This is a genomic window from Luminiphilus sp. nBUS_16 (genome assembly GCF_051201645.1).
Lineage (GTDB): Bacteria > Pseudomonadota > Gammaproteobacteria > Pseudomonadales > Halieaceae > Luminiphilus.
The window spans coordinates 2,229,142-2,248,270 of record NZ_CP179205.1 but is presented as its reverse complement, the minus strand read 5'-3'; the positions used below and the strand labels follow the sequence as shown (position 1 = coordinate 2,248,270).

Sequence of the window (19,129 nt, the reverse complement as noted above, 5' to 3'; positions counted from 1 at the left end):
AGAAAAGGCAGAGGTAGAGAGAAAAGAAAGCACCGCGATATTACCCGGCTAAAGGGCCTGGTCGAGGCAGCGGAGCGACACTCAATTCGTTTTAGAGCAAGGATTTGTTATGCAGGCCATGTCACTCGCAGCCCCAGGGGGTATAGACCAACTTTCACTCATCGATATTGAACCACGAGCTCCGCAGTCCCATGAAATTCAGGTCACGATCAAAGCGAGCTCCCTGAATTTCCACGACTACGCGGTTGTCGTCGGCTTGATTCCCGCTGCAGATGGACGAATTCCCATGTCAGACGGCGCGGGTGTTGTGACCGCGGTGGGAGAGGGCGTACGGGATTTTTCAGTAGGGGACAATGTGATCAGTCACTTTTTCCCCCAATGGATCAGTGGTCGTCCGACAGCCGCATGCCTTCAGGGTGTACCTGGAGATCATGTTGACGGGTTTGCGGCACAAACAGTCACTGTGCCAGCCAGCGCGTTTAGTCAGGCGCCCACAAATTTGAGTCACATTGAAGCCGCAACCCTTAGCTGTGCGGGCCTAACGGCTTGGCGGGCACTGTGCGTTGAGACTGCCCTGCAACCCGGGGACTGGGTGCTCGTTCAAGGAAGTGGGGGCGTTTCAGTATTTGCACTGCAATTTGCCCGCATGATGGGCTGCCGAGTCATCGCGACGTCGTCCTCTGACGCAAAGCTTGAGCGCCTAGGCGAACTGGGAGCACAGCATTTGATTAACTATCGTGAAAATGCCGATTGGGGGGCGAGGGCTTTTGAGATGACGGGGGGCCGTGGTGTAAACCTTGTGGTTGAAGTTGGAGGGCCAGGGAACTTGCCTCAGTCAGTTGATGCCTTGGCTGTCGACGGCTGTATCAGCCTTATCGGTGTGTTGACAGGTTTTTCTGGTGAGGTACCGACAGCAGCTTTGATGACCAAGAATGGACGTCTGAGTGGCATTACGGTTGGTAGTCACAGTGATCAGCTCGCTATGTCAGCGGCCATTGAAGCCCATGGTTTGCAACCCGTCGTAGACTGCTCAATGCCATTAGAGGGTCTGGGCGAGGCATTTCGGCATCAAGAGTCGCAGAAACATTTCGGAAAAATTTGTGTCGAACTGTAAGGCAAGGTGTTGGCAATCGGTCGCAGCCGGATCAAGGTTTGTGGGCGCCAGGCTTTACAATGAGTAAGTTGTTTTTTCGTTACGGGGCTATGAATAGCGGAAAAAGTACAGCGCTGTTACAAGTGGCACACAACTATGAAGAGCGTGGACAATCAGTGGTTGTGGTTAAACCTGCGTTGGACACGAAAGGCCACAATCAAATCGTCTCTCGGCTGGGGGTTAACCGTACCGCAGATATTCTGCTCGCTGCCGGTCAAGATCTGCGTGGCAAGGTAAAGGAGTTGCGCCAAAATCGTGCTTCTTCCCAGTCTGCACTTGCCTGTGTTCTTATTGATGAGGCGCAGTTTTTGGAGCCGGCACAGGTCGATGCGGCGCTAGAAATTGCGGTTTTGGATGATCTCCCGGTCGTAGCGTTTGGTATTCGCACCGATTTTAGACGACGCGCATTTCCCGGTAGCCTTCGCCTTTTGGAAGTAGCACATTCGTTGGAGGAAATGAAAACGATTTGTCGCTGCGGCGAGAAAGCAATTTTTAATGCACGCTTGGGTGAGAGTGGCATGACCCACGAGGGGCATCAAATTATGATCGACGCTCCCGGGGTGACGTATGAGGCACTGTGCGCGCATTGTTACCTAGAATATGAACAGAGGCACTCATTGTCACTTTAGAGGCGTGTGAAACTCGTATGGCGAGCAAGTCGCAAACGCGTTGTCGGCAAAAAGTATAGTCACATGAGTTCAAATGGCAGGGGAACAATTCATGTACTACATCTTTGAAGTCACTGCTAAAAAAGGCCACTCCATCGATGAATACGCAGCCTCTTGGATGGAGGCGAGCGCGATTATACAGCGCTCACCCGGAGCGCGAGGAACAAGACTGCATCGAAAGATTGGGGACGATCGAAGGGCATTGGCGATTGCGACTTGGGACAGTAAGGTTGCCCGAGACGCTGCTTCGGTGATGGGCGGCAGAGAAGTGAAAGCAATCATTGAAGCCCAGGCTGAAATTGTTACGGTGGAATTGCTCGGGGAGTTTGAGGCGCCTGATTGGGAAGTTCTCCCTGATATAGAATGAAGCGCATTGTTGGTAGAAGTTCCTGAAGCCAACTTATAAAGTTAAGTGAATCTGTAAGAAAAAATACATACAAGGAAGTAGACATGAATGTAGTAAAAATATTGGCCAGCACGTTAATCTTCAGCGTGTTGGTCGCCTGTACTGGAGAGGTTGCTGTGGAGTCCGACTCAGATGATGTCGCTGAATCAGACAATGCAACGGGCGCGTCTGAAAATCCGCTGCTCACACCTAGTGACCTGCAGTTTGGCTACCCGCCGTTCGATCGCATAAAAAATGAGCATTTCGAGTCGGCCATGCTTCAAGGTATGGCAGAGCAGCGCAACGAAATAGAGGCGATTGCTAGCAATGAGGCACCGCCAACCTTTGCCAATACGTTAGTGGCGATGGAGCAAAGTGGACAGCTACTAAACCGATCTGCCCGAGTATTCTTTGGTTTATCTTCGGCCCACACCAATGATGAGATCGAAGCGATTCAAGTGCGGCTGTCACCGCAATTTGCGGAACACGAGGACGCTATATTATTAGATCCCCGACTTTTTGCGCGTGTTGACGCCTTGCATCGGGAGCGGGATGAGCTGGGACTTGACCCCGAGGCGCTGCGACTGCTTGAGGAAACCCATCAGGGTTTTGTCAGGGCTGGGGCGTTATTGAACGCATCTGAGCAGGAGCGGATGCGTGAGATAAATACAGAGATGGCAAGCTTACAAACCGCATTTCGGCAGAATGTTTTGTCAGAGGTCAATGACCGTGCAATTGTCGTCGACGACGTGGCGCAGCTCGACGGTTTGTCAGAGGGGGAGATTGCATCTGCGAAGGCGGCGGCGGTGGCAAGAGGCCAAGATGACCAATGGGTGATACCACTGCTTAACACCTCTGGGCAGCCTGCATTGGCTCGCCTCACTAATCGGGAGCTTAGGGAGCGGATTTACAAGGCATCTGTTGGGCGAGGCTCCTCCGGGGGTGAATACGACAACCGGCAGAATATTTCAAAAATCATGAAGCTACGTGCCGAGCGTGCACGCTTATTGGGCTATCCAAGTCATGCCGCGTTTAACCTAGAAAATCAAACGGCAAGAACCACTGAGGCGGTTAACACCCTGCTTACCGATTTGGCACCTGTTGCGGTAGCCAACGCCAAGACTGAAGCTGCAGAGCTGCAGACCTTGATTGCCGCGGAGGGAGAAACATTTGAATTGGCACCTTGGGATTGGGCTTATTATTCCGAGGCCTTGCGTGCGCAAAAATATGCCTTCGACGAGTCTGAGCTGAAACCCTATTTTGAGCTGAACAATGTTTTAGTGCGCGGCGTATTTCATGCGGCGGAACAGCTGTACGGCATTACGTTTACCCAGCGTAATGATTTACCTGTTTATCACGAGACGGTGCGGGTCTGGGAGGTGCGTAATGCAGACGGCTCTGTGCTCGCATTATTTGTGGAAGATATGTACGCAAGAGCGTCTAAGCGCGGTGGTGCTTGGGCTATGTCTTATGTGTCCCAGTCAGGCCTGATGGGAACGCAGCCGGTCTCGGCTAATCACCTAAATATTCCTCGACCGCCAGAAGGTGAACCCACGTTATTAACCTGGGATGAAGTCACAACATTGTTCCATGAGTTTGGTCATGCGTTACACGCGATGTTCGCTGATGTGCAGTACCCCAGCAGTCTGTCAGTCCCCCGAGATTTTGTTGAGTATCCTTCACAAGTCAACGAAATGTGGGCTGATTGGCCTGAGATATTATCCAACTATGCTGTTCATCATGAGACAGGCGAGTCACTACCGCCTGAACTGTTGGAGAAAGTGTCGGCTTCAGCGCTGTTTAATGAGGGCTTCCGATCGACTGAATACCTCGCTGCATCCTTATTAGATCAAGCGTGGCATCAGAAGTCTGCAGATACGCTACCCAACGCCGAAGGAGTGCTAGCTTTTGAGACTAATGCCCTAAAGGAAGCGGGAGCAGATTTTGAAGTGGTACCACCACGTTATCGCACGACCTATTTTTCCCATATTGTGGGTGGTTATTCTGCTGGTTATTACTCCTATATTTGGAGTGAGGTTCTCGACGCTGATACGGTTCAATGGTTCTTAGAAAATGGCGGTTTGCGTCGTGAGAATGGTGATCATTTCAGGGCCACGCTGCTTTCACGGGGTGGATCTGAAGATGCCATGAGCCTTTATCGCAATTTTCGTGGTCGTGATGCGGAGATAGAGGCCTTGCTCATTCGTCGGGGCTTAACGCCCATCGAAGGCTGAGCACTTGCAGTAACCCGTATGACTCTCTCCTAAGGGCTTTCCTCTTGGGAGAGAACCACTTGGCCTAAATGGCAGGCTTATTCGAAGGTTTGTGCGGTTATGCGGGTGAATGTTGACTGGCTTTGTCGGGGAGGGCGCTGCTCGAGAACTATGCAAGGCTAGGCATGGTCGACGCAACTTCATCCACGACAAAACTGACTGTTTTTGATCGGTTAAATAGCTGCTCCTCATCGGCTGTAATTTCGGTTTGCGCCTCTGGTTGCGCGAGTGCCGCCATTGCAGTTTGCATGGCCCCCTGATGGGGAAACCAGACCTCCATGATTACATCAAAATCAGGTTCGAGACCGTATTGAACGCTTGGGTCAGAGGGGCGCACGTACCGCCGCTCGTAATGTGTGGCGTAGCCGCTTAAATATTTCTCGCCAATATGCCGATGGTTGGTTTCATAATATTGCCGGAAATCAGCTTTGCTCATGCCTTCTTTGCGGCAGAGCAGGGTGATCACTTTTATCATGGTTAGCAGCTCCTGCCTGAGTCTTAGTTGTGTGCGTTCTATTCTGCGCCGATTATGCCCGTGCAAAAACTGGGTGGACAGGCGTTTTGTAGTTCTAGAAGGCTGCGGTGGATGTTAGGCTACGGCACCCTCTACAGATGGAGTTTCATGTGCTCAAACTTTACGGATTTGCTGTCAGTAATTATTTCAATATGGTGCGAATGACCCTTGCGGCCAAAGGGCTTGAGTATGAGGTTGTCAAAACCTTTCCTAGTCAAAGTCCGGATTGGATTTCTATGAGTCCAATGGGGAAGGTGCCCTGCCTTGAGACGGAACATGGGTTCATCGCTGAGACACAGGTGATTCTTGAGTACCTCGATGAACAGTATCCAGATAAGCCAGTCTTACCCAAAGGGAGTTATGCCAAAGCCCGAGCCCGCCAGCTCATGCATTCTCTAGAGCTGTATTTGGAGTTGCCTGCCCGCCGGCTCTTTCCGGGAACTCTCTTTGGTGGGCGTAACGAGCAGCTAACCATTGATGAGGTTAAGCCAGTGCTTGAGAAGGGGGTCCGCACATTAAACCAGTTGGCTGATTGCGGGCCTTTCCTCATGGGGGCGAGCCCGATGGCACCTGATTATATGGCGCTTTATGTGCTGCCATTAGCACAGGCCGTCGCTAAAAAGACCTACGGTTGGGATTTACTGTCCGATATCAATGGCAGTTCTGAGCTTCTGGCAGCACTCAATGACAATGAGCATGCACAGCAGTTCAGTGCAGAGAGTGCGTCTGAAATGGCGGAGTTCGTCGCTGGGCTCAGCGCCAAATAGCGGGACTATTGTTGGCACAAGGGTGCTGCGTATCATCGAAGCTCCCATACTGAAACCACCGTGTTGGGTCGCTGTGGCGGTGCACAGCGCCCTCTGCTCTTGTGCTAAGACAGGGTCGATGGCAGTGGCTTTAAGGCCGCAGCGCAACCGCGATCGGTGCCTTTGCTAAAAGGCGGTGCTCATTGTTTGCCGGCTTCTGTTGCTAGGCGCTGAGCTCTTCTTTGCAGCTTTGCCGTTAGGCTCAGCCCCACGGTGGGCAGTGACCACGGACACACTGCGATGCAAATCGCACAACCGGAGGTCTCTGCGAAATAGGGGATGCAGCGCTCAAAGTCGACGTACCATTTATCGACGCCTCTGACGGTCTGCTTCTCTGGAGTAATGGCTTCAGGGGGACAGGCGTTCTCACAGACGCGACAGCGGCTACAGAAATCATCCACTCCAAACTCTCTAGGCGGCGTGCTGGCAAAGGGAGCATCGGTCAGCACTGCAGATAATCGAAATGCTGAACCAAACTCTTTGTTAATGATAGATCCATGCTTTCCCAACTCACCAAAGCCGCAGGCAATGGCGGGGGGAATCATTAAAATTTTCCCTGTCATTGGTCCGGTTACAGCGTCGGCTTGGTAACCCTGTTCGCGTATCCACGCCGCGACTTTTTTTGCAGCGGCAGCCGCACGAAGGTATTGCCGCGTGACATCCTTTCCGCCTCGAATGTCTGGGACGTGCTTCAACTCTTCATAATCGTGTTGTACGCCGATCATGACAATATTGGGAAGCGTCGTGTCTTCATGATCGAACACCCAGTCGGCCTCAAGCGGGGTGACGCCGGTCATTTCACAGTCACCTGAATCAATAAACTGTTGCAGCTGATCGGTCCAATTTTGCGGTGGTTTCATCACCTTTTGGGTCGCAATGTCAGGTACGGATTGCGCTACCACCTTGTGGCGTGACCTTCTGAGTTCAAGCATCTCCTCGTCGGGTTGTTCCTTTGAGTAAAACCACTTTTGCGCCTCACCGAAGGGGGCAGTCTCCGGGTTTGGCGCCCACCAAACCATGGTTGGGCGCCGCTTTTGAGGCTCACCAACGCCATTAATCGTATTGCCACTGTGGTCATGCAATAGTTTGGTGAAGTTCTCGTCGGGCGTGAAGTGGTGTGACTTTTTGGAGGCCATAACAATGCGTTCCGTCGATGCGTCAACGGAGAGATTAGTCTGGCAACTGGGTATTGGCTAGCCTTTGCATTGATGGCGATGTAGTTTCTTTCCGTACCCCATGAATTCGGTCTTCTGACGCTATCGCATAGCGTACCGTGCAAATTTGCGAGGGCTGGTTGTGGTTGCTGAGGCCCGCCCCAAGAAAACAAGCCAAAATATCAAGCGGTCGCAAACAATTCCGGTTGGTTGATCTGGCTACTTTGATACTTAATGGGGGGGGTGAAGCCTAACTCAGTGCGGACGTCTTCGAGAGATTCTTCAAGGCGATCTTCCCAGCAAATAGCAGGCATCCAAGCGGCTTGCTGTCCTATGCTTCTGCCCTCATGAATTAAAGCCTCAATATCCAGTGACGGTATCTCCTGTCGATACTTGCGTGTCCCCATTTTGATGATGAAGTTAATGCCTTGATTGGGAACCTGAGTTGTCATGAAAGACAACAGGCTTAGCTCGCCGATGGGATCCCGCCCGTATCCGGTTAGTACGTGTTGCAAGTCGTGAATATCTCTAAGGCGATTGCCGGTCCAACGCTCATCGGCTGTAAATCCAACATTTTCCTTAGTGCCCTCACTAGAGGCGATAAGGCCATCAGCAGAGAGATTCTGCATGTGGATAAACTGCCAATAGGTATACCCGATTGAACCTGGGGGCATGGCCGATAAGCGCTCGCTATCATTGAGTAGGTCCACGATATTAGGTTTTTTGGCTAATAGCTCTCGACCGGTGGCGTCATCAGATAGTCGCTTTACCGTGCGGCCAATGACATCGCCGCTCAGCGCATCAATGATTTTAAAAACCTGACGGGTATCGTCGGGGTCTTTTAGCAGTTTTCTCGTCGCAAGCAGTGCTGCAAATGGCTTGACGCGTTTACGGAGAAGCATACGTTTCAGAGAATTCATAGCTTGCCTAGTAATGTTGCTGCCGTAACTGTAAGGGTGTGAATGCATGATTCTAGTTGAGCATTTGCTACTGCGCCGCGACAGACTGGTCGACCTGTCAATCGCGCCACGGCGGCAGTATAGCGAGGCGATCGCGTTAATTGTGAATCATTATCGGCCACCCCGGCGAGTTAAGCATTGATATGGCCCTCTCTTTACATGTTTACCTTTGGGCATTGGAAACCTATCTGATGCGGGTTAACGAAGTGGTTCTGTTCATGAGTATATCGGTGTAAATGTCTTGGGGATCCTTTGATTGGCCTTGCGCTTTTAAGTGGGGCAGGGCAGGGTGAGCCTTTTCCGAGTGATGCTTTCAACATGAATCAAGAGCGCCAAACCCATTACCGAGCCTGTCATTTGTGCGAGGCTATTTGTGGTGTCGTTATAGAAACCGAGGGGCCTGACGTGGTCTCGATTAAGGGCGATTCCGATGACCCTCTCAGCCGCGGGCATATTTGTCCCAAAGCCGTGGCCCTGCAGGACATCCACAGCGATCCTGACCGGTTGCGGAAACCGGTTAAGCGGGTTCGTGGCGCTGACGGGGGTTATGAGCATCAGCCCATTGAATGGGATGAGGCGCTGGATCTTGCCGCCATGGGGCTGGTCGAGACGATCAAAAATCATGGCGTCGACGCCGTCGGCATCTACATGGGCAACCCTACGGTGCACAACTACGGCATGATGACGCACCAAAGTGCTTTGTTTAAGCACATAAGAACACGTAACCGCTATTCAGCGACGTCAGTCGACCAGTTGCCTCATCACTTAATTTCATTGTGGCTTTTTGGTCACAAACTCATGTTCCCTATTCCTGATATCGATCGAACTGATTATTTCCTTATGATCGGCGCCAACCCCGTTGCCTCCAATGGAAGTATTTGGACGGTACCGGATGTTAGAAAGCGGATTAAATCGCTGACCGAGCGCGGCGGGAAGTTGGTTGTCATCGATCCCAGAAGAACGGAGACCGCCGAGTTGGCCACAGCGCACCACGCGGTGAAGCCCGGCACCGATGCTGCGCTGCTTCTCGCAATGATTCATCTGCTATTTCGGGATAACTTGGTTCAGCTCGGGCATTTAACGGACTTTGTGGATGGTCTTAGCGACATTCAGCAGGCTGTGGTGCATTACACGCCCGAGTGGGCTGCGTCGCACACTGGGATGGCTGAAGAGGACATTGTTCAGTTAACCCATGATTTTGCGGCGGCTGATAAAGCGATTTGCTATGGCCGTATGGGCGTTTCGACCCAGCGGTTTGGCACCTTATGTCAGTGGGCGATTCAGGTTGTGAATGTATTGACCGGTAACCTTGATCGGGAGGGAGGCAGTTTGTTTACTTTGCCTGCAGTTGATCAGGTTGTGGGTGCCAGCCCTGGTGGCTTTGGTCGGCATACCAGTCGTGTACGACAGCTGCCAGAGTTTGATCGTGAGTTGCCCGTTGCTTGCCTAGCTGAGGAAATTAGGACCCCGGGTGAGGGCCAAATTCGTGCGCTCTTCACTGGCGCCGGCAATCCGGTGTTGTCGACCCCAGCGGGGGACGATTTAGACGGGGCGCTGGAGGGCTTAGATTTTATGGTGTCTCTCGACCCGTGGATCAACGAAACAACTCGCCACGCTGACGTTATTTTACCGCCGACCTCACCCCTAGAGCACGATCACTACGATTTGGCGTTTCACGTAAACGCTATGCGTAACACTGCGCGTTTTAGTGAGGCAGTTTTTGACAAGCCAGAGGGGGCTTTGCATGACTGGGAGATTTTTCAGGGTCTAGGCGAGCGTGTTGCTGATGCGCTTGATCTTGAGGCCCGCAAAGCAGTACCGCCGCATGTCATTATTGATCGAGGGTTAAAAGCGGGCCCTTACGGTGATAACAGCGAGCACAAGCTTTCAATAGAAGCACTCCGTGCCACACCCTCGGGTGTTGATCTTGGTCCGCTCAAACCCCAACTCCCCGAGCGCCTCAAAACTCCAGAGCAACGTATAAACCTTGCGCTGTCCGCTATATTTGACGATTTAGGCCGACTTGAGCAGCAGCTTAATGAGGCTAGTCAGGGTTATCGACTGATAGGGCGGCGGCATGTGCGCGACTGCAATTCTTGGATGCACAACTTCACACGGCTTGTGAAAGGCCCTCAGCGTTGTACCTTGCAGGTTAGCCCCGATGACGCTGCGCGTGAAGGTTGGCTAACGGGGTCTCGCGTGAGCGTCTCTAGCCGGGCGGGGAGCATTGAAGTGGAGCTGGAGATAACCGATACAATGATGTCGGGGGTAGTAAGTTTACCCCACGGCTATGGCCATGGCCGGCCAGGTACTCTCAGCGGGGTTGCCAACGCCCATGCCGGGGTTAGTTGTAACGCTATTACAGAAGCGACTTATCTTGATGAGCTGACGGGGAACGCTGCTCTTAATGGTGTAGGGGTGGTTATCGCCAGCCTTTGATTATGGCTGAGGGCTGCTGGGGCTTAAGCTGCGAGTTTTCTTCTGGATTCACCGTTGACAAACAAAGACGGACTCGCCGCATTTATTGGTTTTTTGTAGACTACGAATTACTGCTACGGAGCGCGCTGATCGCGATATAATGGCCACTATGAGCGAATCGTCGGTTGACAGAAAAATTGAGCTAATCCCAACCCAACAGGTTAAGAGTGGTGACAAATTCACCACCGAAAGGGGTGTGCGGGCGATCAAAGATGGCATCAAGCGCAGTGCTACAGCCTCTGCCGCGCTGCAAAAGCCCGATTGGTTGCGCGTCCGCATTCAAAGTACGCCCAATTATGCCGCGGTAAAAACTATCGTACACGACAATGATTTGGCGACGGTTTGCGAGGAAGCGAAGTGCCCCAACATCAGTGAATGCTGGAGCGCAGGTACTGCTACGATCATGTTGATGGGCGATGTTTGTACTCGAGCCTGCCAGTTTTGTGCGGTGAACACAGGAAATCCCCAAGGTTGGCTAGACCCCGAAGAGGCGGCTAAGACGGCCCGTGCCGTGCAGCTGATGGGACTCAAATACGTGGTACTGACTTCGGTGAATCGTGACGACTTGCCCGACGGCGGTGCATCTCGGTACGCCGAGGTGGTGATTGCGGTAAAAGAGCAAAATCCAGAGACAGCAGTAGAAGCTCTGACTCCCGATTTTCTGGGAGATACGGGCGCGATTGAGATTTTGCTCGACTCCGGTATTGAGGTTTTCGCACAGAATATTGAAACCGTTGAGCGACTGACCCATCCGGTGAGAGATGTTCGTGCGACCTACCAGCAAACCCTAGCAGTGCTAGCCCATGGTAAAAAGTACCGCCCTGATGTCATTACCAAAACATCCATCATGCTGGGACTGGGCGAATCTGAAGAAGAAATCGTGCAGTGCATGAAGGACTGTCGAGAGCACGGCGTCGATGTCATTACTCTCGGGCAGTACCTGCAACCGACAAAAAACCACTACCCGATCGCGAGATACGTCACTCCAGAAGAGTTCGAGCATTATCGCGATGTAGGCCTGTCGTTAGGGTTTATGGAGGTTGTGTCTGGTGCCATGGTGCGTTCAAGCTATCGAGCAGAGCGGGTGCTTGAGGGAAATAATGTGGGTCTGAATTGATGGCTTTGGCATCCCCATTAAAGCTCCTCTATATCAGCGCGGTACAGTCTCGCTGCGGTGACGGAGTTCTGTCGCTGCAATCAAGAATTAATGTTGGCGTTCTAAGTCGCGATTTTGAGATATCGCTCGCTGTTGTTGGTCCTGTTACGGCTGAGGGGTTGCATCGTTTGCGTGTCGACCTTGGTCCCCTCCGTGTTACAGGCGGCTTTGAAGCGAGCAGCGCGGATACCGATTGCGAGAAAGGCTTGAGACGCTTAATGAAGGAGCGTTTTGGTACCACTAAGCTCTGCGCGCGCCTACAAACAACGATTCAGCGTAACGTCGAGGCTTTTGATGCGGTGGTCATCGACGGCTTGCTTTCGTGGCCTTACCGGCCAATCGGTACTGACGTGCCAATAGCCTTTATTCCGTATGGTCAGGGCGTAATGGACGATGAAGATAATACGACAGGCATAGGCAGTGACTCACGGGAGCCCTATCTCGTTGATGTTTGCCGTGAGGTAGAGATGGTTTTTATCCGCCCCAGCCTTGCCGCTAGATTGTCTGAGCGCGGTGTTTCAATGCGACAGCTTCAGTACAGCTTTAGTCACCCAACCGGTGCTAAACCCACGTTGGCTGAGGTCGACTTCAATCGAACTGAGCCGCGCATTGGTTTTTATGGGTATTTAGGCGATGCCGGTAATGTAGCCAGTGTGAACTGGTTTTTAAAAGAAATTTGGCCGGTAGCTCAGAGAATTATTCCTGGCGTTGAGTTTCATATTGTTGGCTCTGCACCGTCCCGAGAGTTCATTGAGCATATCTCAGCAATGTCTCGGGTTTTTCTGCACTGGAGTACTGACGATCACCACTTACTGGACCAGCGTTGCCGGGTTGTCGTCGAGCCGCTACTTTTTGAAGACCACGTCGATGCAAAATTAGTGAATGCCATGGCTAGGGGAGTACCCACAGTCACTACTCGCCACGCTATGCGAAGGTCGCACTTTCGCATGCGCTCCGGCGTTGTTGTGGCTGATAGCCGCGAAGAAATGGTGGTGGCCATTAACCGGATGATGTCCGACTCGGTTTTCTGGAAGCAATCCGCTAGGGAGGGCATGGCGGCCGCTCGAGAGCAGCTGCCGCGCTTTGAACTGGCACATTGCATGAGGCGTGAACTTAATCGTTATCATCGCCACTCCCTAAGTGTTTGAAAAACATCGTGCGTGTTTATTGTGATTGAGGTGGTGTAGCTATGGAGCAGGAATTCCAGCGAGTGGGTCTGCTTGGTCGGCGGGAGCACCCGGGTGTCAATCAGATCGTGGCTGACTTACTGGCGCTTTTGGATGCGCGAGGTGTTGATGTGGTGCTCGAAGATCGACTCGCGACCCTGTCGCACTTTGAGAAACGTGCTAGGCAACCCCGTGATGCCATTGGTGAAAGCGTAGATTTGGCCATAGTCATTGGCGGAGATGGTTCACTGCTGAGTGCCGCCAGAACGTTAGTACGGCACCATACGCCAGTAATTGGCGTTAATCGGGGGCGGCTTGGTTTTCTGACTGACGTAAGCCCTGATGATTTAGTCGGTCAAGTTACAGCCGTGCTCGACGGAGACTATACTCGAGATTCTCGTTTTTTGCTCGACACTGAAGTGCTGCGCAACGGCGAGGTGATTGGCGCGGCAGAAGCGCTCAACGATGTTGTCGTAAATTCCGGAACATCTGCTCAGATGATTGAATTCGAGCTCACCATCGACGGCGAGTTTGTCTATCGTATGAATGCTGATGGGCTTATTTTGGCAACGCCAACAGGTTCTACCGCCTACTCAATGTCGGGGGGCGGCCCCATTATGAATCCTGCTCTCGATGCCATTGTTTTGGTTCCTATGTTTTCGCACTCGCTTACGAGTCGGCCGATCGTTGTTCATGGTGACTCCAAGATTAAACTTGATGTTGTCTCGCGCAACCAAATACATCCTTTGGTGACCTGCGATGGGCAGGTTTCTCTGACGGCCCTCCCGGGTGATTCAGTTACCGTTAGTAAAAAGGAAGAGCGACTGATTTTGCTGCATCCGCCGGGTAATAGCTTCTATGCAAGTTGCCGTGACAAGCTACGATGGTCCGATGCCCTTACCCAGTAAGATCAGATCTTCTCCAATTGCGTTTGCGCTGGTTGCTCTTAGCACGTTGGTGTTTCTGCTTTTTAAAGAGCTGGGTTTATATGGGCCCATTCTTCAGCTTTTCAATTTTGTTCCTGTAGAGCTGACGTCCCGCGGAGGTCGCTTGGGGGAACCCGGTAGTGACTGGTGGCGCTTCATCACACCAACGTTGTTACATTTCAGTTGGATGCATTTGGTTTTTAACTGTTTATGGATTTGGGAGTTTGGGCGACGTATAGAGACCTCACTGGGTTCACTCAATCTGACAGGCTTATATTTAGCTTCCGCAGTGTTTTCAAACAGCGTCCAGTATTTTATTTCCGGCCCTTCGATATTTGGGGGAATGTCGGGTGTTGTCTACGCGTTTATGGGATTCATCTGGGCCGGAAATGCGCTTCGTCCAAATTGGATAGAACCGCTCCCGCCTGCTGTTGTGGGATTTATGTTGATCTGGCTTGTTGTTGGCCTAGTTGGGGCGCTGCAAATCCTTGGGGCTGGGGCGATTGCTAATGGCGCTCATCTCGGGGGGCTGGTAATCGGTGTTTTACTGGGCGGTGTATTTGGATTGCTGTCTCGGTTTGATAGATCTTAAAAAGGAGAGAGAGCTTGACTGATCCGTATCTGGAAACAGTACGTGCGATGGGGCCAGAACTTTACGAGCGTATGGTGCGGGCACTGGCAACGGGTCTGTGGCCAGACGGCACCAGCATTACCGCTGCGCAGCGAGAACATACGATGCAGGCTGTCATAGCTTGGGGTGAGTTAAATTTGCCGCCGGAGGAGCGCATTGGCTATATCGATAAGGGACATAAAGCCGGCAGTAGCTGTGATGATCCCCAACCAATGACCTGGTTAGAAAAGGAAGAAAATAAGTGACAGAGATATCCGGTCCGGTCAGAAAAATGCGAGTCGAATTGAATGAGCCGGTGAGTTATACCTTCATCGCTGGCGATCAAGAGGTACCGGTCAACCCCTGGCTAGGGCGCAAAGTCAGTATTCATTTCACAGGCGCTATCAACTGCGTGCATTGCGATAGATTGACCAAAAAAAGCTTTAATCAGGGTTATTGCTACCCCTGTTTTCAGCGTTTGGCTCAGTGTGATACCTGCATTATTAAACCTGAAAAGTGTCATTTTGCTGAAGGAACTTGCCGGGAACCAGAGTGGGGTGAAACAAACTGTTTTGTGGATCATATTGTTTACCTTGCCAACACGTCTGGAGTGAAGGTTGGTATTACGCGAGGTACTCAAGTTCCCACTCGTTGGATAGACCAAGGTGCCACTCAGGCGAAACCAATTGCGCGTGTTGCCACTCGTTATCAGTCGGGTCTACTTGAAATTCTTCTGGCGCAGCATGTGGCAGATAAAACTGCCTGGCAAACGATGCTTAAAGGTAATGGCAGTCCTGTCGACTTACTGGATAGGCAGAGGGCCCTGGCTGATATCTGCCATGAGGGTATTACTGAATTGCAATCTGCCTATGGCATGCAGGCGATTCAGTGGTTGGATGACTCAGGTAGTGTAAGTATCGACTATCCAGTTTTAGAGTGGCCAGTCAAAGTAAGTTCACACAATCTGGACAAAACGCAGAAAATTGAAGGAACGCTGCTGGGCATAAAAGGCCAATATCTGATGTTTGATACGGGAGTTATCAACATTAGAAAATATGGCGGTTATAACTTGGAAGTTAAGGTATACGACAATGCGTGATGGCAGCCCGAAAACGATCTATAGGAAAGAATACACAGCACCAGAATTCACCATCTCTGATGTAGATTTAACCTTTGCAATCTATGACGGATATACGCTCGTATCCAGCACATTGCGTTTGCAGCGACAGGTGAAGGATGAGGCGCCATGGATCCTTGATGGTGAGGATCTCGAGATTGAGTGCATTGAAATAGATGGTGCGCCCCTGCAACCTCACGAATACAGCTACGACGGCAATCAATTAACATTGCCCTCTGTAGGCGGCAGCTGCCAGCTATACACTAGGGTACGCATTTTTCCAGAGGCCAATACAGCCCTCGAAGGCCTATACAGATCTAGAACCATTTATTGCACGCAATGTGAGGCTGAGGGTTTTAGGAAAATAACGTTCTTTCTGGATCGTCCGGACGTATTGGCTATTTTCAAAGTCACTGTTGAGGCCGATAAACAGACCTGTCCGATACTGCTGAGTAATGGTAACTCGGTATTCCAAGAAGATTTGCCTGAGGGCCGCCATCGCAGCACCTGGCACGATCCATGGCCGAAACCCTGCTACCTGTTTGCGCTTGTAGCGGGCGAGCTTGAATGTGTGTCAGATGCATTCACCACGGCTTCTGGCCGTCAGGTGGCGCTGAACATATTTGTTGAAGCAAAGGACGTCCATTACTGCGATCACGCTATGGACTCGTTAAAAAGATCGATGCAGTGGGATGAAGAGGTTTACGGTCTTGAATATGACCTTGACCTATTCAATATTGTGGCGGTTGACGATTTCAATATGGGTGCCATGGAAAACAAGGGCCTCAACATCTTTAACACTTCATGCATTTTGGCCTCCCCTGACATCACCACAGATGCAGGATATTTGAGGATTGAGTCGATTGTTGCTCATGAATATTTTCACAATTTCTCGGGCAACCGAGTCACCTGTCGTGACTGGTTTCAGCTGAGTTTAAAAGAGGGTTTTACTGTATTCCGTGATTCCCAATTTTCAGCAGACATGAATTCCCCTGGAGTGAAGCGTGTTGAAGACGTCAGCTTTCTGAGGACCCATCAATTTGCCGAGGATGCAGGCCCAATGGCGCATCCTGTTCGCCCGGATAGTTTTATTGAAATTTCAAATTTTTACACTTTAACCGTGTACGAAAAAGGCGCTGAGGTTGTGCGGATGTTGCACACGCTGCTAGGTCACGAGCTGTTCACCGCAGGGGCGAAACTTTATTTCGAGCAGCACGATGGTCAGGCGGTCACTTGCGATGACTTTGTGTCTGCGATGGAGCAGATTTCCGGCAAAGATCTTACTCAGTTTCGTCGCTGGTACGAGCAGTCAGGAACGCCAGAGCTAGTGATTGAGGATCAATATGATCCCATGGCAAAGCGGGTCACTCTGACTGTGACGCAAAACAATGGCTCAGATCCAGACGGTTCGAAAAAGCCTCCGCTTCATTTGCCCCTGGCTATTGGCTTGGTGGTCAATGGACAGTCGCATACCTTCGAGGAGGGCGGGTCAACCCGCTTGCTTGAGGTAAGTGAGGCAAGCCAGACCTTCCATATCGATGATGTTCAAGATAAACCAGCGGCGTCTTTGTTGCGGGGTTTTTCAGCTCCGGTTCGGCTTCGCAGTGCAGACGACGACGATACGTTGGCGGCGTTGATTAGTAATGACAGTGATGAATTTGTTAAATGGGATGCAATGCAGCGCTACTCATCAAGAGTTATCGAAGCTCAGATGCGTGGCGAGCCTGTGTCGGACGCCTTTATTTCGGCCTACAGAAAAGCAATGTCCAGTGATACAGACGATGCTATGAAGGCGTTGTTGCTGTTACTGCCGTCTGAGGAGTCCCTTGCTGACCGGCAAGCCCAACGGGGTTCTGTCGACGTTTTTCAAATTAGGGAGGCTAGGGAACACGTCAAGAAAATACTAGCGATTGAGTTTGAAGATCAGTGGACCGATTGGTTCAACAGTTACGCTATTTCAGAGACTTATCAGCCAAATGGTTGGCAAATTGGTAGAAGGGCATTGCGCCATCTCTCAGTAAGTAATTTATCCTGCGCACAGCCTATGGCATTGGAGTGGGCTGAGACCATGCTGCGCAACGCAGACAACCTCAGTGATCGTTTGGCTGCGCTTAGGGTATTGGTCAACGCTGACAACGAGTCGGTGCGCAGTGCGGCGCTGGAAGGTTTTTATCAGAAGTGGCAGCACGAGGCACTCATCGTTAATCAATGGTTCACCCTTCAAGCGACAAGGCCTAGCCCAGACACTGTTGACGCGGTACTACAGCTCCAGAATCATGGGGCCTTTGATTGGCGTAATCCGAATAAAGTTCGGGCGTTGGTAGGGGGGTTTGCCTCTGCTAACCCAACGGCATTTCATCGTCAGGACGGCGGCGGCTACGCACTGTTGGGCGATGTGATTGCGAGAGTGCAATCAGCGAACCCTCAGATTGCGGCTCGATTGTGCACGCCGCTGACACGCTTTCGCCGTTATGCACACGGGGTAGATGCAATGCAGCAGCAACTGGAGCGTATTGCGGGTCTTGATAATTTATCGCGAGATGTTTACGAAGTGGTGGGCAAAGCGCTGGAGAAGTAGTTACTCAGAGGTCTCAAGCTCACAGCTACTTTTGATTTCGATGGGGCGGTAGCGCTCATAAATTGCTTCAATTTCACGGTGCTGGCTCAGAAGCGCCTGAAGCACTCCCGGATGAAAGTGATCAGGGTTGGACTTTTCATCGCCGCTAACCAGTATTTCCATCGCTCTGTGGTGAGGTAGTGCGGCGCGGTAGGGTCTGTGTGAGCGTAAATTGTCGTAGGTATCAACGGCGTGAACAATGGCTGCCTCAATACTGATCTCATCGCCTTTGAGACCCTGGGGATAACCCGTGCCATCCCAGTTTTCGTGATGCTGAAGGGCGATGTTCTGCGCAACCTCAATAATAGGGTCATCATAGTGTTCAAGAAGTGCAGCACCCAGCCGTGTATGGTCTTTTGTTTTTTCGAATTCCTCTGCGGTGAGGGTCCGTTCGGCGGTGTAAATATCGGTAGGCCCGCCGAGTTTGCCGATGTCGTGCAACAGACTCGCGAGCCTTATTTGTTGGCACTGCTGAGCCTCAAGGCCCAAGCGTACACTGACACAAAGCGCCATCTCTGAAATTCTATGAACGTGCTGTTCAATGCCGGGCGCGTAATGTTCGGCTCCGATAGCAGCTATCTCAGAGGTAGCTCCCATGCCATCCTTTATCGAGCTTGCCACCTTAAGCGGTGCTTTGTCGGATTGCTGTGCGTGCAGCATGGAATTCTGAAAATTACGGTAGTGCTTTTGATTGATACTGTCAGTGGCGTCCGAAAGCTCTTTAAAAAGCTCCTCAACGACTATGGGCTTAAAAAGAAATGCAAAAGCCCCCAGTTTCAGCGCTGAGATGATCGCATTGCTATCGCTGTTGCCTGTAATGAAAAGGGCTTCAAAAACGCGGTCTTTTGGTGACTCAATTTTCTTTATGGCGTCTAGAGTTTGTAATCCGGTGGCTCGAGGCATACGGATGTCGAGTAGCAATATTTCAATCATTTCGTCTGCGCGAAATTTCTCAAACGCATCAATGCCGTCAATCGCAGTAATCACTTCATAGCCTTGCTCTATGAGCAGTTCACGGAGTTCGGTTCGTACCTGTGAGTCGTCTTCAGCGAGCAATATTTTCATAGTGAATTTATGGATGACTCATATTAGTTGGCAATTGGCCAAAAGTGGGCATAGGATATCGTATACCTCAATCTCGGGGTAC

The 19,129-nt window shown here is 51.4% G+C and carries 17 protein-coding genes; 13 read left to right on the top strand and 4 right to left on the bottom strand.

What is annotated here, in order from left to right; translation table 11 throughout:
- Positions 1 to 109 precede the first annotated feature (109 nt).
- From ACMAY6_RS10000 to ACMAY6_RS09985, 4 genes are all read left to right on the top strand, one after another.
- Complete coding sequence (locus ACMAY6_RS10000; RefSeq protein ID WP_435211488.1) at positions 110 to 1,114, top strand: zinc-dependent alcohol dehydrogenase family protein; 1,005 nt, start codon at positions 110 to 112, stop codon at positions 1,112 to 1,114.
- Between the two features lie 59 nt (positions 1,115 to 1,173).
- On the top strand, positions 1,174 to 1,782 hold the full coding sequence (locus ACMAY6_RS09995) for a thymidine kinase (protein ID WP_435211486.1): 609 nt from the start codon (positions 1,174 to 1,176) through the stop codon (positions 1,780 to 1,782).
- A 73-nt stretch (positions 1,783 to 1,855) separates the two neighbouring features.
- The gene (locus ACMAY6_RS09990; RefSeq protein WP_435211484.1) at positions 1,856 to 2,188 is read left to right on the top strand and encodes an antibiotic biosynthesis monooxygenase family protein; all 333 of its coding nucleotides are present in this window, start codon (positions 1,856 to 1,858) and stop codon (positions 2,186 to 2,188) included.
- Between the two features lie 83 nt (positions 2,189 to 2,271).
- Complete coding sequence (locus ACMAY6_RS09985; protein WP_435211482.1) at positions 2,272 to 4,440, top strand: M3 family metallopeptidase; 2,169 nt, start codon at positions 2,272 to 2,274, stop codon at positions 4,438 to 4,440.
- Between the two features lie 148 nt (positions 4,441 to 4,588).
- Here the strand turns inward: ACMAY6_RS09985 and ACMAY6_RS09980 are convergent, their stop codons facing one another.
- A complete protein-coding gene (locus tag ACMAY6_RS09980; protein WP_435211481.1) occupies positions 4,589 to 4,954 on the bottom strand; it encodes an EthD domain-containing protein in 366 nt (121 codons plus the stop codon).
- A gap of 149 nt (positions 4,955 to 5,103) precedes the next feature.
- Here ACMAY6_RS09980 and ACMAY6_RS09975 point away from each other — a divergent pair, with 149 nt between their 5' ends.
- Entirely contained in the window at positions 5,104 to 5,760 is a 657-nt protein-coding gene (locus tag ACMAY6_RS09975) for a glutathione S-transferase family protein (RefSeq protein WP_435211479.1), read from the top strand.
- A 179-nt stretch (positions 5,761 to 5,939) separates the two neighbouring features.
- On the opposite strand, the gene ACMAY6_RS09970 is transcribed toward ACMAY6_RS09975, so the two are convergent.
- Positions 5,940 to 6,935, bottom strand: a complete 996-nt coding sequence (locus tag ACMAY6_RS09970; RefSeq protein ID WP_435211477.1) for a 4Fe-4S dicluster domain-containing protein — start codon at positions 6,933 to 6,935, stop codon at positions 5,940 to 5,942.
- Positions 6,936 to 7,135: 200 nt separating this feature from the next.
- Positions 7,136 to 7,873 (bottom strand): Coq4 family protein, encoded by a 738-nt coding sequence (locus ACMAY6_RS09965; protein ID WP_435211475.1) that lies wholly within the window; start codon positions 7,871 to 7,873, stop codon positions 7,136 to 7,138.
- A gap of 357 nt (positions 7,874 to 8,230) precedes the next feature.
- On the opposite strand from ACMAY6_RS09965, the gene ACMAY6_RS09960 reads away from it, so the two are divergent.
- The 8 genes from ACMAY6_RS09960 (at position 8,231) to pepN (ending at position 17,943) form a co-directional block, all read left to right on the top strand.
- Positions 8,231 to 10,351: a molybdopterin-dependent oxidoreductase gene (locus ACMAY6_RS09960; protein WP_435211473.1), complete on the top strand. Its 2,121-nt coding sequence runs from the start codon at positions 8,231 to 8,233 to the stop codon at positions 10,349 to 10,351.
- Positions 10,352 to 10,490: 139 nt separating this feature from the next.
- Positions 10,491 to 11,507 (top strand): lipoyl synthase, encoded by a 1,017-nt coding sequence (lipA, locus tag ACMAY6_RS09955; protein WP_435211471.1) that lies wholly within the window; start codon positions 10,491 to 10,493, stop codon positions 11,505 to 11,507.
- Complete coding sequence (locus ACMAY6_RS09950; protein ID WP_435211469.1) at positions 11,507 to 12,694, top strand: glycosyltransferase family 4 protein; 1,188 nt, start codon at positions 11,507 to 11,509, stop codon at positions 12,692 to 12,694. The genes lipA and ACMAY6_RS09950 overlap by 1 nt, the downstream gene beginning before the upstream one ends.
- Before the next feature lie 41 nt (positions 12,695 to 12,735).
- Complete coding sequence (locus ACMAY6_RS09945; RefSeq protein WP_435211467.1) at positions 12,736 to 13,620, top strand: NAD(+) kinase; 885 nt, start codon at positions 12,736 to 12,738, stop codon at positions 13,618 to 13,620.
- Complete coding sequence (locus tag ACMAY6_RS09940; RefSeq protein ID WP_435211465.1) at positions 13,604 to 14,230, top strand: rhomboid family intramembrane serine protease; 627 nt, start codon at positions 13,604 to 13,606, stop codon at positions 14,228 to 14,230. Before ACMAY6_RS09945 ends, ACMAY6_RS09940 begins: the two co-directional genes overlap by 17 nt.
- 14 nt (positions 14,231 to 14,244) lie before the next feature.
- Positions 14,245 to 14,514 carry a DUF1315 family protein gene (locus tag ACMAY6_RS09935; RefSeq protein ID WP_435211463.1) on the top strand — a complete coding sequence of 90 codons (270 nt, stop codon included), beginning with the start codon at positions 14,245 to 14,247 and terminating at the stop codon, positions 14,512 to 14,514.
- A 26-nt stretch (positions 14,515 to 14,540) separates the two neighbouring features.
- Complete coding sequence (locus tag ACMAY6_RS09930) at positions 14,541 to 15,347, top strand: DUF2797 domain-containing protein (protein ID WP_435215986.1); 807 nt, start codon at positions 14,541 to 14,543, stop codon at positions 15,345 to 15,347.
- Entirely contained in the window at positions 15,340 to 17,943 is a 2,604-nt protein-coding gene (gene pepN, locus ACMAY6_RS09925) for an aminopeptidase N (protein ID WP_435211461.1), read from the top strand. The genes ACMAY6_RS09930 and pepN overlap by 8 nt, the downstream gene beginning before the upstream one ends.
- Here pepN and ACMAY6_RS09920 read toward each other — a convergent pair whose 3' ends face one another.
- Positions 17,944 to 19,047 (bottom strand): HD domain-containing phosphohydrolase, encoded by a 1,104-nt coding sequence (locus ACMAY6_RS09920; protein ID WP_435211459.1) that lies wholly within the window; start codon positions 19,045 to 19,047, stop codon positions 17,944 to 17,946.
- Between the last annotated feature and the right edge of the window lie 82 nt (positions 19,048 to 19,129).